Origin of the sequence: Nonomuraea sp. MG754425 (assembly GCF_021699195.1) — a bacterium.
Taxonomy (GTDB): domain Bacteria; phylum Actinomycetota; class Actinomycetes; order Streptosporangiales; family Streptosporangiaceae; genus Nonomuraea.
On record NZ_SSXE01000014.1, the window covers coordinates 1 to 13,450 of the forward strand.

Below are 13,450 nucleotides of genomic sequence, written 5' to 3' on the forward strand. Positions count from 1 at the left end.
GCGACGCTCTGCGGGGCGGCGGCGGGCACGACGGGGGCGCTGCTCGTCGGGGGGACGGAGCGGGCCCCGGTCGCCGCCCTCCCGAGGACGGCCCCCGTGCCGTCGGCGAGCCTGGCCGGGCTGAGCGCGACGGCCGCCCGCGTGCTGCCCAGCGTGGTCTCCGTGGAGACGCGCAGCTCGGGCGGCTCCGGCTTCGTGGTGGACGCCAACGGTCATATCCTCACCAACGCCCACGTCGTCAGCGGCAGCAGCACGGTGACCGTGGTGCTGCACGACGGCAGCCGGCTGAGCGCCCGCGTGGCCGGTTCGGACAGCGCCGAGGACCTGGCCGTGCTGGAGGTGGACTACCCGGAGGAGCTGACGCCCGCCACGCTCGGCCGCTCCTCGGACCTGTCCGTCGGTGACCAGGTGCTGGCCATCGGCTCGCCGCTGGGCCTGTCCGGCACGGTCACCTCGGGCATCGTCAGCGCCCTCGACCGGGAGGTGCGGCTGGGCGGTTCCCGGCGCACGGCCGTGCAGACCGACGCCTCCATCAACCCAGGCAACTCCGGGGGACCGCTGGTGAACGCCCGTGGCGAGGTCGTGGGGGTGAACACGGCGATCGCGTCCTCCCGGGGAGGCGGGAACATCGGCATCGGCTTCGCCATCCCCATCGACAGGGCGGCGCCGATCGCGGAACGTATCATCCGAAACTAGGGTCCAGGGCATGCGACTGCTGGTGGTTGAGGACGAGGAGGACCTGGTCGACGCGCTGCGCGTCGGCCTCGTCCGGGCCGGTTACGCGGTGGACGTCGCCTACGACGCTCCGTCGGCGCACGAGAAATTGCTGGTCAACGCCTACGATCTGGTCCTGCTCGATCTGAACCTGCCGGGCGGCGACGGCTTCCAGCTCTGCCGGGGCCTGCGCGCGGCGGGCCAGGGCGTGCGGATCATCATGGTGACCGCCCGTGACCGGCTGGACGACCGCGTCCGCGGCCTCGACGAGGGCGCGGACGACTACCTGGTCAAGCCGTTCGCCTTCCCCGAGCTGCTGGCCAGGGTGCGGGCGCTGCTGCGCAGGGACGCCGGCGGCGGCACCTCCGTGCTGGAGGTGGGCGGCCTGCGGATCGACACCGCCCGGCTGGAGGTGTCGCTGGACGGCAGGTCGCTGGCCCTCACCCCCAAGGAATACGGTGTGCTGCACTACCTGATGACCCGGCCCGGCCACGTGGTGTCCACCGAGGAACTGCTCGAACACGTCTGGGACGAGCACGCCGACCCGTTCACCAGCACCGTCCGCGTCACGGTCGGCAACCTGCGGCGCAAGCTGCAGGAGGAGGGCCTGATCGAGACCGTGATCAGCCGGGGTTACCGGCTCAAGGAGCCGGTGTCGTGATCCACACCATCCGCTTCCGGATCACCGTCCTGTATTCGGGCCTGCTGTTCGTGCTGGCCACGCTGGTGCTGGGCGGCATCTACTACGGCGTGTCCAAGACCACCGAGCAGCGTCCGGTCTCGACCGAGCTGGCCAAGGCGTACAACGAGGACGACCAGTACCTCGGCAAGCGCGAGGTGGTCTTCATGGAGGAGGTCGAGAACGCGGTCAACGTGCGCACGATGGCCACGCTGCGCGACTACTCGCTGGTCACGCTGGCCGGTCTCTACGTCGCCAGCCTGGGCATCGGCTGGGTGCTGGCGGGACGGGTGCTGCGGCCGGTGCGGTCGATCACCCGTACGACGGAGGAGATCCAGGCGACCGACCTGAAGCGGCGCATCAAGCTGCACGGCCCGCGCGACGAGCTGAAGGACCTGGCCGACACCATCGACACCATGCTCGACCGGCTGGAGGAGGGCTTCCGGGCGCAGCGGCAGCTCATCGACGACGCCTCGCACGAGCTGCGCAGCCCGCTGACCATCATCAGGGCCAACGTGGACGCCGTGCTGGCCGCCCCCGACGCCAGCGACGAGGAGCGGGCCAGGGCGGTGGCCATCGTGGACCGCGCCACCACCCGCATGACCAGGCTGGTTGAGGACCTGCTGGCCACGGCCAGGCGGCAGGGCACCGCGTTCGCCGACGCCGACGTCGAACTCGCCAGGGTGGTGGGGGAGGCGTGCGAGGAGCACGCCGCTCCGGCCGCCGCCCGCGACATCACGATCACCCGCCGGCTCGGCACGGGCCTGGACATGGCCGGCGACGCCGACGCGCTGCGCCGGGCGGTGGCCAACCTGCTGTCCAACGCCGTGCGCCTGTCGCCGTCCGGCAGCACGATCAGGGTGGCGGTGGGCCGGAGCGAGGGCTGGTTGTGGGCGGCGGTCCGCGACGACGGCCCCGGGCTGCGCGAGGCGGACCAGGCGCGGGTGTTCGACCGCTTCTGGCGCGGCGAGGCCAGCCGCCGGGATCGTCACACGGGTCTGGGGCTGGCGATCGTCCGGCAGATCGTGGAGTCGCACGGGGGTCGCGTGGCGGTGTTCTCGCGGCTGGGGGAGGGGGCGACGTTCGTGCTCTGGCTGCCGCCCCGCGAAGGGGCGCCCGGCACGCCGCCCGAGAGCAACCCGCTGGCGACCTGACCCACCTGCGGGCTGCGGGATCTTGGGCTGGTTTCACCCCTGTGAACAATTCCTCACCTCACACTCGCCTTTCTCAAGAATTGGTGTAAACCAATTGGTCTAATCCAATTTTCGGTACATGCTGCGTATAATTGGATTAGACCTCTCATACGGCTTTGACCAGCACAAACAGCGAATTATACGAGGAGTGAAGTTTCGTCATCAATTTCACCGGTAGAGTCCGGGACAGAGGCGTTCGATTGGAGCAACGGTGGCCAAGTACGTTTACCACTTCACCGACGGCAACAGGAATCTCAAGGATCTTCTCGGCGGAAAGGGCGCGAACCTCGCCGAAATGACCAACCTTGGGCTGCCCGTTCCCCCCGGGTTCACGATCACCACCGAGGCGTGCCGCCACTACCTGGCGGACGGCTCCGTTCCCGGCGGGCTGGACCAGGAGGTCGCCGGGCACCTGGAGGCGCTGGAAGCCCGGATGGGCCGCAAGCTCGGCCAGGCCGACGACCCGCTGCTGGTGAGCGTGCGCTCCGGAGCGAAGTTCTCGATGCCGGGCATGATGGAGACCGTCCTCAACATCGGGCTCAACGACGAGTCGGTGCACGGGCTGGCCAAACAGTCGGGCGGCAACGACCGCTTCGCCTGGGACTCCTACCGCAGGCTCATCCAGATGTTCGGCAAGACCGTGCTCGGCATCGACGGCGACCTGTTCGAGCACGCCCTCGACGACCTCAAAGGCCGCCGCCAGGACACCGACCTCGACTCGGGCGAACTGCAGCGGCTCGTGGAGACGTACAAGGGGATCGTGCGCGAGCAGACCGGCAGGGACTTCCCCGCCGACCCGCGCGAGCAGATGCGCCTGGCCGTCATGGCCGTCTTCGACTCCTGGAACGCCCCGCGCGCCATCCTCTACCGCCGCCAGGAGCGCATCCCCGCCGACCTCGGCACCGCCGTGAACATCATGGCCATGGTCTTCGGCAACTACGGCGACGACTCGGGCACCGGCGTGGCCTTCACCCGCGACCCCGGCTCGGGACAGCAGGGCATCTACGGCGACTACCTGCAGAACGCCCAGGGCGAGGACGTCGTGGCCGGCATCCGCAACACCATCCCCCTGGAGCACCTCGAACGCATCGACCGGCACTCCTACGACCAGCTCCTCGGCATCATGGAGACCCTGGAGAACCACTACCGCGACCTGTGTGACATCGAGTTCACCATCGAGCGCGGCACGTTGTGGATGTTGCAGACGCGGGTCGGCAAGCGCACCGCGGCGGCGGCGTTCCGCATCGCCACCCAGCTCGTGGACCAGGGCCTGATCACCATCGACGAGGCCGTCACCCGGGTCACCGGCGACCAGCTCGCCCAGCTCATGTTCCCCCGCTTCGACGGCGGCGCGGAGAAGCGGAAGATCGTCAAGGGCATGAACGCCTCGCCCGGGGCCGCCGTCGGCAAGGCCGTCTTCTCCTCCGAACGCGCCGTCGAGCTGGCGCGGCGCGGCCAGGACGTCATCCTCGTCCGCCGCGAGACCAACCCCGACGACCTGGCCGGCATGATCGCCGCCAGGGGCATCCTGACCAGCCGCGGCGGCAAGACCTCGCACGCCGCCGTGGTGGCCCGCGGCATGGGCAAGACGTGCGTCTGCGGGGCCGAGGAACTGGAGGTCCTGACGGCCGAGCGGCGCTTCGTCGCGCCCGGCGACGTGGTCGTCTCCGAAGGCGACGTCATCTCCATCGACGGCACGACGGGCGAGGTCTTCCTCGGTGCGGTGCCGGTCGTGGACTCGGCCGTGGTCGAGTACTTCGAGGGCACCGCCGGGCCGGAGGACGACCTGGTCAAGGCCGTGGACCGGATCATGCACCACGCCGACGGGGCCCGCCGCCTCGGTGTCCGCGCCAACGCCGACACCCCCGAGGACGCGGCCCGCGCCCGCCGCTTCGGCGCTCAGGGCGTCGGGTTGTGCCGCACCGAGCACATGTTCCTGGGCGAGCGCCGTCAGCTCGTGGAGGACCTCGTCCTGGCCGCGAGCGATCCCGAACGCCAGGCGGCCCTGGACGCGCTGGAGCCCCTCCAGAAGTCCGACTTCATCGGCATCTTCCAGGCCATGGACGGAGCCCCCGTCACCATCCGCCTCCTCGACCCGCCGCTGCACGAGTTCCTGCCCGACATCGTGGACCTGTCGGTCAAGTCCGCCACGGGAGCGGCCACCGACAAGGACCGCAGGCTCCTGAGCGCGGTCAAGCGCCTGCACGAGCAGAACCCGATGCTCGGCCTGCGCGGCGTACGGCTCGGCCTGGTCATCCCCGGCCTGTTCGCGATGCAGGTGCGCGCCATCGCGCAGGCCGCCGCCGAGGTGCCGGGGGCCCGCCCGGAGATCATGATCCCGCTGGTGGCGGCGGTGCAGGAGCTGGAGTCCGTACGCGAGGAGGCCGTCAAGATCCTCGCGGACGCCGGGGTCGAGGCGCTGATCGGCACCATGATCGAGGTGCCCAGGGCGGCCCTGACGGCCGGCCAGATCGCCGAGGCCGCCGAGTTCTTCTCCTTCGGCACCAACGACCTGACCCAGATGGCGTGGGGCTTCTCCCGCGACGACGTCGAGTCGGCCTTCTTCTCGCGCTACCTCGACCTCGGCATCTTCGGCGTCTCCCCGTTCGAGACGATCGACAGGGAGGGCGTGGGCCGCCTGGTGGAGATCGCGGTGCGGGAGGGCCGGGCGGCCCGGCCGGACCTGCACCTCGGCATCTGCGGCGAGCACGGCGGCGACCCCGACTCGGTGCACTTCTGCCACGAGGTGGGCCTCGACTACGTCTCCTGCTCCCCGTTCCGCATCCCGGTGGCCCGCCTGGAAGCGGGCCGCGCCGCCCTGGCCGCGGGCGGTTCCGACACCCGCTGATCCGCGCGGGTCACCGGCTCTCCAGGAACTCCAGCAGCACCTTGTCGTAGACGTCCGGCCGCTCCATGTTCGGGTAGTGGGCGGCCCCGTCGATGGAGACGGACCGTCCGCCGGGCACCGTCCGCACCAGCCGTTCGGCCATCGAGAGGTGGTCGGCCGAGTCCTCGGCCCCGTGCACGGCCAGCACCGGGACCCGGATCGAGGCGATCCGCTCCCACGTGCCGGCCACCGGCACCAGGTGGTCCGGCTCGCCGGCGGAGTGCTTGGACATCGTGCTCCTGGCCATCCGCGTCAGCCTGCTCACCACCACCGGATCGAGGTCGCCGAGCGTCCGGCGCGGTCCCGTGCCGAGCGCCGTGAACGCCGCCACCGACGCGTCGAGGTCGCCGGCCGCCATGGCCGCGTGCCAGGCCGCGAGGGACCGGGTGGTCCACGGGTCCTCGAAGTACGGCTCGCTCGTCCCCGCTCCCGTCACGACCACGGCGCGGACGAGTTCCGGATGCTCCAGGGCGGTGTCGACCGCGATGCCCGCCCCCATGGACACCCCGACCAGCACGGCGGGCCCGGTGTCCAGGTGACGCAGCAGCCCGGCGAGGTCGTCGGTGAGCCGGTACGGCCCGGTGGCGTTGGCGGAGCGGCCGTGACCGCGGGCGTCGGGAGCGATCACCCGGTGCCGCGCGGCGAGGACCGGGAGCTGGGCCGCCCACATCCCGTGATCCAGGAACCCCCCGTGCAGCAGGACGACGGGACGGCCGGCTCCGCGATCGATCCAGAACAGATCCTTCATGACAACCAAGGTGTCATATGGGCGCAACAATGACAACCGGGGTGTCATCATGGACGGGTGAGCGACACAGACCGCGACCCGGCGGCCGGCGCGCCGACCGACCGGCTCTCCGAGGTGTTCGACCTGGTGGGCCCGCTCTACCGGCGCGCCCAGCGCAAGGTCGAGCAGGACGCGCCCATCGAAGGGCTCTCGGTCGGCGTGCGCGCCGTGCTCGTCATGCTGCGCGAGCAGGGCCCCATGACCGTCCCCCAGATGGGCCGGGCCCAGGCCCTGAGCAGGCAGTTCGTGCAGCGCATGACCAACGACGCGGCCGGGCGGGGCCTGGTCGGGTTCGCCCCCAACCCGGCGCACAAGCGCTCCTCGCTCATCCGCCTCACGCCCGCGGGCCGGGCGGCCGTCGACGCCGTCGTCGAGCGCGAGCGCGCGATGTTGCGCCAGGTCGGCGGCGACCTCACCGAGGCCGAGATCGAGGCGTGCCTCAGCGTCCTGGCCCGCCTGCTCCGCCTCCTCGACGACATCGACATGGACTGACGGGCAGTGCTCAGCCCGCTCCAGGCAGCCGGGCCTCGTCGTCCCAGTCGGGGACGGTCACCGTGCCGGAGACCCAGTCGCGGCGCAGCACCGCGTAGCCGATCGAGTCGTACACCGCCCCGTCCGGCGCGGGCCAGGCTTCCCGGTAGTGCGACTCCTTCACGTACCCGCACTTGCGGAAGACGGCCCGCATCGCGTGGTTGTCCTGCCGGGTGTTGCCCTCGATCCGCCGGTAGGCGGGAAACTCCGTGAAGACGTACGAGGTCAGCCAGGTGACGGCCGCCGTCCCGAGCCCTCGCCCGCGCCACGCCGCCCGGATCCGCAGGTCGAACATGGGCGTGTGGTCGGTGAGGTCCTGCAGTCGCACCAGGCCCGCCCGTTCCCCGTCGGCCACCAGCCAGAACGTCCGGCTCTCCGCGTCGTCGTAGGACCCGTCGGCGACCCGCCGCCGGATGGCCGTCGCCTCCTGGACACTGGCGTGGAACGGCCACTCCTCGCCGGTCAGGAAGCCGACGAGGGCTTCGGCCTGGCCGGGGGAGAATCGCGAGAATTCGAGGCGCACGAGGCCGATCGTCCCGGCGGCTCGCGCCTGTGGTCAACCGGTTTAGACCCGCCGCCCCGCGCCGGGGCGGCGGGGGCGGGTCAGCTCACGGTGACGGTGTGCAGGAGGTTGTTCAGGCCGGTCGCGGCCTCCCAGGTGCCCTCGTTGGCGAGCCGGATCGCGTACTCGGGACGCGACGGCAGCAGCGGATCGGGCAGGCCGAGGAAGAGCGCGTAGGAGCCGGCGGCGACGGAGGCCGGCAGGGTGACGGTCTGGGAGACCGTGCTGGTGGCTCCCGCGGCCCACCTGCGCGGGTCGGCCGAGAGCGGCAGGCGGTGCACCGCGCCGGTGGCGGTGTTGCGCAGGACCAGCTCCAGGCCACGCGGGTTGAAGGGAGCGGCGTAGCCGTCGTTCCCGATCGTGACGCTGATCGGCAGCGCGCCGCCCCGGACGGCCATGCTCGGGTACGTGCCGCTGCGCAGCGCCAGGCGGTAACCGAGGCTGCGGGTGATCTCGGCCAGGCAGCCGCCGCTGCCCCAGCTCCCGAGCACGCCGGTGTGGTAGTCGGTGTTCAGGTACGACCAGTGGAAGCGCGACAGCTCGTCCTTGGCGGTCGGGCAGTCGGAGCGCGGCGGGTTGGGGTTGCAGGTCTCCCCGCCCATGGCGACGTAGCGCGTCTCGGCCTCCAGGTACGGGTACTCCACGGCCGCGTTCTCGTAGGTGCCGTAGTCGTCGGGACTGGCCAGGAAGCAGTCGTTGTGGTGCCCGAGCCGGGCCGGGGCCGAGCCGCCATACGCCTGGCCGGAGGTGACCGGGCTGGTGGAGTACATCGTGCGCTTGAACTTCGGCGTGCGCAGTTGCACCATCCGCGTCGAGGGCAGGACGCCGAGCAGCTTGTCCACCACGGCCTTGCGGTTGGCCCAGTCGGCGTCGGTGACCGTGCCGGCGTTGCCGAAGTTCTGCGTGTAGTACCACTCGCCCCACGCCCCGACGAACCCGGCCTGCACGAGGTAGATGACGTCGCTGTTGGCGTTCAGGTAGGGCTTGAGCTGGTCGAGGTGGGCGAGCACCTGGGCCTTGGAGGCGTCGGCGCCGTCGGTGGAGGTCGTGTACGCGAAACGCAGGATCGTCTTGAGCCCCGCCGCCCGTACGGTGTCGAGTTGCTGCTGCAACTGCTCCAGCGCGGCCTGGCCGATCGGGCCGGTCCTGAACTCGGCCAGGTAGAACACGCACATCACCAGCGAGATGTGCTGACCGGTGCGGTAGCCGCGCAGGGTGTCGGGGGAGAAGTCGTTCTTGTCGCAGTCGCCGGTGTGGTGGTAGAGGCCGCGCTCGGGGTTGGCGATGTCAGCGGTGGTGGGCGGGTACGTGACCGAGCCGCCGCCTCCGCCGCCACCCGAGTAAACGTGTGTGTACTTGGCCGAGGTCTCCAGCGGGGACTCCACCTGGAAGACCAGGTCGGCGTCGTTCGGCGTGGCGCTCTCGCCGAGGTCCGCCCGTGCCACCGTCCACCTGGCGGTGCCGCCCGAGGCCGAGTACGTGACCGGGCCCACGAGCGTCCAGCTCCAGCCGCCGCCGTTGTGGCGGTACAGGGAGGCGTTCTCGAGCAGGTAGTCGGCGCCCACGCCGCCTTGGGCGAAGCCGGTCGCGGCGTTGCGGTCGGTGTCGACGTAGGTCCGGGCGTAGGCGGGGCTGCCCGGGTAGGCGAACTGGTACGTCACCGTCGTGGCCGTGTCGGTGGCCGACTGGCCGGTGATGGCGGCCTGAGCCGCCGTGGGCGCGACGAGGATCGACGCGCAGAAGACGGCGAGCAGGGCGAGGCAGCGTGCGAGCTTGCGCATGGGGCTCCTAGGCAGGCCGGACGGGGAGTGTCGGACTTGCGACTAATCATGGAATCCATGCAAATTAAGTCAAGGGCTGACGGTCGATTCCGCCGTGAAAGGGCATGTAGGCCGTCAATAATGAGGGAGTCCTCAGTAATGCGGCGAAGGCGGAACCGTGATGGTGGCCTGGTAGCCGCCCGCCGGCTCGCCGATCGGCCGCCCTTCGGCCTCGATCCAGGCGTGCGCGGAGAACGGGTGCAGCCGCACGCCCGTCCGCCAGGTGGGCCACGTCCCGAACCACCACCGGCACAGCAGCGCGGCGGCGATCGAGCGCGGCAGGCAGCCTTCGCCCGCGCACGACAGGCTCACCGACACCACGGCGGCCCGCGCGGCCTCCGCCTGCGCGGCCGTGGCGGGACGCGCGCCCCGCCGCGCCAGGACGAGCACGTCCCTGATGCGCGCGGGCGGACGGCGGGCGAGCACGTGCGCGACCGCCACCATCACCCGCACGGCGGGCCGCCGCCGCCACCGCAACCGCCCACGAGCCTCTGGCACGAACGGCACCCTCATCCCACCACCCCCGGCACACCGACTCCCGGCACGCCCACTCCCGGCACGCCCGCTCCCGGCACACCCGCCCCCGGCACGCCCACTCCCGGCATGTTCACCGCGCCACCGCCGCCCTTCCGCGACCGGCGTGCGGGCCATCGCCCGGCGGTGTGCGCCCCGTTCACCCGTCGTCCCGGACCAGGTCGGCGCGCCGTAGGTCGGCGATCAGCGCCGCCGTGTCCGCCTCCGCCCGGCCGGCCGCCTCGGGGTGCCGGTCGGTCAGCCGCGCCGCCGCATGATCCGGCGCCGCCCCCGCCAGCAGCTCCCGCAGCAGCAGGTACGCCGTGGCGTTGAGCTGGTAGTAACGGCCGCTGCGCTCGTCCAGCAGCACCGCGCACTCCCCGTCCAAGGGGGTGAGCGTGACCTGTTCACGCAGTCGCACGGGAACCTCCGTCCGCGGGCAGGGCGCGCAGCCAGTTCTCGGCGGCGACGAAGACGTCGAGGGCCAGCATGCTCGGCCCCGCGTCGGCCGGCGTCCCCACGCACGCCCGGTGCAGCGCCCCGGCGTCGGCCAGCCCCCGTTCCACCAGCAGCGAGCCGTCGAGCAGGGCGAGAAGCTGGTCGCGGTGCCGGCGCAGCCCCTGGTAGAAGTCGGCGGGGAAGGCCGCCTTGGTCGTGCGCAGCAGGCACTCGGGCGGCATGACCGGCCGCATCGCCGCGCGGGTGAGCGGCTTGTACACCCCGGGGGCGGCCCGCTCGTCCAGCCGCACGGCCAGGCAGGCGGCGATGACGTGGTCGTCGAGGAAGGGCGCGTGCACGGCGGCGCCCGCCCGCGCGGTCAGCGTCTGCATCCCGTCGAGCACGGCCGCGGCGGCCCGGGTGTTCGACAGCGCCTGGTGCTGTGCGCGCAGCGGCGAACCGGCGACGGCCCGCACGGTCGCGAGCCGGCGGCGGACGGCGTCCGCGACCTCCGGCGTCGTCCAGGACGGCAGGCGCAACGGCGGCTCCCAGCCGAAGTCGGGCTGCGAGGCGGCCGGCGGCGGCGCGCCGAGCAGGCCCGACTGCCCGGCCAGCCAGGCGGCGTAGGGACGGCGGTCGGCCAGCTCACGGGCACACGAGGCCAGCGGCCACCGGGCCCTGGAACGCCGGTCGCGCAGATGGGGCCACAGCGCCGAGGGGCGGCGGCGGGCCAGGTCGTGCAGGTAGCAGACGGGCAGCAGGGCGACCTCGTCGCCGCCGTGGCCGGTCAGGCGCACGGCCGCGCCCCGCTCGGCCAGCCGCCCGGAGGTGGCCAGCTCGCGGTCCAGGACCCGCAGCCACCGCATCGGCTCGTCCAGCCCCGCGACGGGCCGGGCCACCCCGGCGAACCAGCCCGGCAACTCGTCGTGCCGGATCAGCAGATGTTCGCCAGGCAGGTGCTCGCGCGCCAGCGCCGCCCACCGCTCGTCGTCGTGCGCGGGGTCGTCCACGCCGAGCCCGAAGGTCACCAGTTTCGCCGACCTGCGCCCCGCCGCCGACGCGGCCAGGAAGCTCACGGGCGTCGAGTCCAGCCCGCCGGACAGGTCGCCGGCCACCACCGCGTCCTGGCCCACCCGGGCGTCCACGGCCGCCTCCAGGGCCGCCGTCAGCGCGGGCGCGCCCTCGGCCAGCGGCAGGTCCGGCTCCGGCGTCCGCCACCAGGTGCGCAGGCGCACGCCGTAACGATCGAGGTGCGCCGCGTCGCCGGGCGGCACCATCGTGACGCCCTCCCACAGCGGCCCGGCCAGCACCGGAGGCGTCTTCGCCAGCAGCCGTACGGCCAGTGCCTGGTGGTCGAGCGGCCCGCCGAACAGGCTCGCCCGGCCGGAGGCCACCACGGCCCCGCCGACCCGCGCGTAGTAGACCCGCCGCAGCCCCGAGGCGGTGCCCTGCACCCGCACCCGCCCGTCGAGGACGGCCACCAGGTGAAAGCTGCCGGGCAGCGCCGCCGCGACCGCGTCGGCGTCCTCCAGGCAGCGCAGGCGTGCGGCCAGCTCCGCCAGCCGGCCGGCGGTGACCGGGCAGACGCCGATCACCGCCAGCCGGGCGCGGCCTGCCTGCGCGTGTGTCACCTCATGCGGCGAGGTGGTCACCAGACACGGACGGCCGGACACGTACTCCAGCACCGCCGCGCCGCCCAGCGCGTCGGCCACGGCCTGTCCCGCGGCGCCGTCGGGCAGCACCGCGAACTCCGCGCCGCTCAGCCTCCGCACCGGGCCCTACCTCACGCCCAGCCGAAGTAGTCGAAGAAGTCCGGGTAGAACCACCCGCCGGAGCCGTGCGTGACCTCGCCGAACTCCCCGACCTCGATCATCGCCGGAGGCTCGTACGACATGGGGGCCCGCTCGTCGTGGACCATCGTCATGTCCCCTTTCTGGTAAGTGAGCTTTCCCTCTCTGCTCCAACTTCCCATACAGGGACTATGACTAAAAGTAGTGATTCATTTACCTTAGGTGGCCATCCATGTGGCCTGCGGTCACCACCCGTCGCACGGCCTGGCCGTCGCCGCCGACGATCACCGCGCCCGGCGTCGTCTGCGCGGCCCACGGCTCGGGCGCGGTGCGCGGCGCGAGCACCCGCTCGTACGGACCCCGCTCGGGGCACCCCTGCGCGCTGTCGCCGACGACCAGATACGGGCGCACCCCGGCGGCGGCCAGGTTGCGGCGGGCCACCTCCGCCACGGCGGGGTCGCCCTCCACCGACGTCACCCGGCCCGACTCGCCCGCCAGCCGGCACAGCAGCGCCGTGAGCCACCCGCTGCCCGTGCCCACCTCCAGCACCCGGTGGCCGTGGTGGAGGTCGAGGAGTTCGAGCAGGTCGGCGACGGCGCTGGGGGAGGGATTGACGCAGGTGTAGGAGGTGCTGCCGGAGTCGAGCGGCGTGGCGATCGGCCGGCCCGAGTAGACGGCGTCCCACCAGCCCGGCGGGTCGGCGTCGCGGTCGATCGGCACCGCGCCGCCGTCGTCGTCCAGCACCAGGCCCAACGACGGGACGAACCAGTGGCGGGGCACCTTCCGCAGCGCCTGCTCGATCACGCCGGGAGCGGGCGGACGCCGCTCGGCGATCCCCGCGATCATCGCCTCCATCCGCCAGGCCAGGTGCGGCAGCATCGTTGAGCCTCGCCCAGTTCCGCCGTCGTGCCTGCTCACAGCGCCTCCCTCGGCTCGGCGAATGCTAAGGGTGACCGTATGGCCACGGATCGCAGTGTGGCAAGGCTGTCGGCGAAACCCGTTGGTAACTCTCAGTTCGGAGTGCCGGGCCGCACACCGGACGGGCGGCGGTGCCGCTTCGCGGCGCGGGCGTGCGCCTCGCTCAGCAGCGCCCGCGTGCTCGCCGCGGCACCGGGGTTCAGGATGCACACCCACGACTGGGCGGCGTACAGCGGGTGCGGGACGAGCCGGTCGAGCGCCGCGTAGTCGACGGAGTCGTGGTGCGCGGCGTGCGCGGCGGGCGGGTAGCCCACGAGACGTTCGAAGGCGACCCGGCCGGCCGCGACGTTGAGCCGGAAGACGCCGGGCCGGTCGAGCCGGGAGGCGGTGTCGAACCCCTGGTAGTCCTTGGTGACGATCGTCGCGTACGGCAGGCGGCCGTCGGCCGGCACGTGGTCGAGGCCGTCCGGCTCGTAGAAGAAGAACGAGTCGCCCCACGCCACCTCCGGCGACCCGAGGTCCGGCCCGGCGGTGAACACGACGGTCCCCGGAAGCGCGCTCACGAACGTGATGATGTCGTCCTCTGTCATGTCGAGGCCCCTTTCTCTCCCTTCGATC

At 72.4% G+C, this 13,450-nt stretch carries 14 protein-coding genes; 5 read left to right on the plus strand and 9 right to left on the minus strand.

Features of this window, described 5'->3' with window-relative positions; translation table 11 throughout:
- The 4 genes from FAF44_RS07010 to ppdK all read left to right on the plus strand — a co-directional run.
- The coding region (locus FAF44_RS07010; protein WP_237102209.1) for a S1C family serine protease at positions 1–696 on the plus strand (696 nt) is incomplete at its 5' end.
- A 10-nt stretch (positions 697–706) separates the two neighbouring features.
- The gene (locus FAF44_RS07015) at positions 707–1,375 is read left to right on the plus strand and encodes a response regulator transcription factor (RefSeq protein ID WP_237102210.1); all 669 of its coding nucleotides are present in this window, start codon (positions 707–709) and stop codon (positions 1,373–1,375) included.
- Entirely contained in the window at positions 1,372–2,547 is a 1,176-nt protein-coding gene (locus tag FAF44_RS07020; protein ID WP_237102211.1) for a cell wall metabolism sensor histidine kinase WalK, read from the plus strand. Before FAF44_RS07015 ends, FAF44_RS07020 begins: the two co-directional genes overlap by 4 nt.
- Before the next feature lie 250 nt (positions 2,548–2,797).
- The gene (gene ppdK / locus FAF44_RS07025; protein WP_237102212.1) at positions 2,798–5,434 is read left to right on the plus strand and encodes a pyruvate, phosphate dikinase; all 2,637 of its coding nucleotides are present in this window, start codon (positions 2,798–2,800) and stop codon (positions 5,432–5,434) included.
- 10 nt (positions 5,435–5,444) lie between these two features.
- Here the strand turns inward: ppdK and FAF44_RS07030 are convergent, their stop codons facing one another.
- Complete coding sequence (locus FAF44_RS07030) at positions 5,445–6,221, minus strand: alpha/beta fold hydrolase (RefSeq protein ID WP_237102213.1); 777 nt, start codon at positions 6,219–6,221, stop codon at positions 5,445–5,447.
- Positions 6,222–6,278: 57 nt separating this feature from the next.
- Between FAF44_RS07030 and FAF44_RS07035 the strand changes: the two genes are divergently transcribed.
- Positions 6,279–6,752, plus strand: a complete 474-nt coding sequence (locus tag FAF44_RS07035; protein WP_237102214.1) for a MarR family winged helix-turn-helix transcriptional regulator — start codon at positions 6,279–6,281, stop codon at positions 6,750–6,752.
- Positions 6,753–6,762: 10 nt separating this feature from the next.
- Here the strand turns inward: FAF44_RS07035 and FAF44_RS07040 are convergent, their stop codons facing one another.
- From FAF44_RS07040 to FAF44_RS07075, 8 genes are all read right to left on the minus strand, one after another.
- A complete protein-coding gene (locus FAF44_RS07040) occupies positions 6,763–7,314 on the minus strand; it encodes a GNAT family N-acetyltransferase (RefSeq protein WP_237102215.1) in 552 nt (183 codons plus the stop codon).
- Positions 7,315–7,394: 80 nt separating this feature from the next.
- Positions 7,395–9,134 (minus strand): DUF4832 domain-containing protein, encoded by a 1,740-nt coding sequence (locus tag FAF44_RS07045; protein ID WP_237102216.1) that lies wholly within the window; start codon positions 9,132–9,134, stop codon positions 7,395–7,397.
- Between the two features lie 132 nt (positions 9,135–9,266).
- Entirely contained in the window at positions 9,267–9,671 is a 405-nt protein-coding gene (locus FAF44_RS07050; protein WP_237102217.1) for a lasso peptide biosynthesis B2 protein, read from the minus strand.
- Between the two features lie 175 nt (positions 9,672–9,846).
- Positions 9,847–10,107: a lasso peptide biosynthesis PqqD family chaperone gene (locus FAF44_RS07055; RefSeq protein ID WP_237102218.1), complete on the minus strand. Its 261-nt coding sequence runs from the start codon at positions 10,105–10,107 to the stop codon at positions 9,847–9,849.
- Positions 10,094–11,896, minus strand: coding sequence for an asparagine synthase-related protein (locus FAF44_RS07060; protein ID WP_237102219.1), 1,803 nt, complete (start codon positions 11,894–11,896; stop codon positions 10,094–10,096). The genes FAF44_RS07055 and FAF44_RS07060 overlap by 14 nt, the downstream gene beginning before the upstream one ends.
- 11 nt (positions 11,897–11,907) lie before the next feature.
- Positions 11,908–12,048 carry a lasso RiPP family leader peptide-containing protein gene (locus FAF44_RS07065; RefSeq protein ID WP_237102220.1) on the minus strand — a complete coding sequence of 47 codons (141 nt, stop codon included), beginning with the start codon at positions 12,046–12,048 and terminating at the stop codon, positions 11,908–11,910.
- Between the two features lie 79 nt (positions 12,049–12,127).
- Positions 12,128–12,832, minus strand: coding sequence for a protein-L-isoaspartate O-methyltransferase (locus FAF44_RS07070; protein ID WP_237102221.1), 705 nt, complete (start codon positions 12,830–12,832; stop codon positions 12,128–12,130).
- 92 nt (positions 12,833–12,924) lie between these two features.
- Positions 12,925–13,422 carry a DUF6194 family protein gene (locus FAF44_RS07075; protein WP_237102222.1) on the minus strand — a complete coding sequence of 166 codons (498 nt, stop codon included), beginning with the start codon at positions 13,420–13,422 and terminating at the stop codon, positions 12,925–12,927.
- Positions 13,423–13,450: the final 28 nt, after the last annotated feature.

What these genes read in the sequence shown, in the direction of transcription:
- FAF44_RS07075 (WP_237102222.1), bottom strand. Translation starts at nt 13,422, where the DNA reads ATGACAGAGGACGACATCATCACGTTCGTGAGCGCGCTTCCGGGGACC.
- FAF44_RS07015 (WP_237102210.1), top strand. Translation starts at nt 707, where the DNA reads ATGCGACTGCTGGTGGTTGAGGACGAGGAGGACCTGGTCGACGCGCTG.
- FAF44_RS07030 (WP_237102213.1), bottom strand. Translation starts at nt 6,221, where the DNA reads ATGAAGGATCTGTTCTGGATCGATCGCGGAGCCGGCCGTCCCGTCGTC.
- FAF44_RS07065 (WP_237102220.1), bottom strand. Translation starts at nt 12,048, where the DNA reads ATGACGATGGTCCACGACGAGCGGGCCCCCATGTCGTACGAGCCTCCG.
- FAF44_RS07045 (WP_237102216.1), bottom strand. Translation starts at nt 9,134, where the DNA reads ATGCGCAAGCTCGCACGCTGCCTCGCCCTGCTCGCCGTCTTCTGCGCG.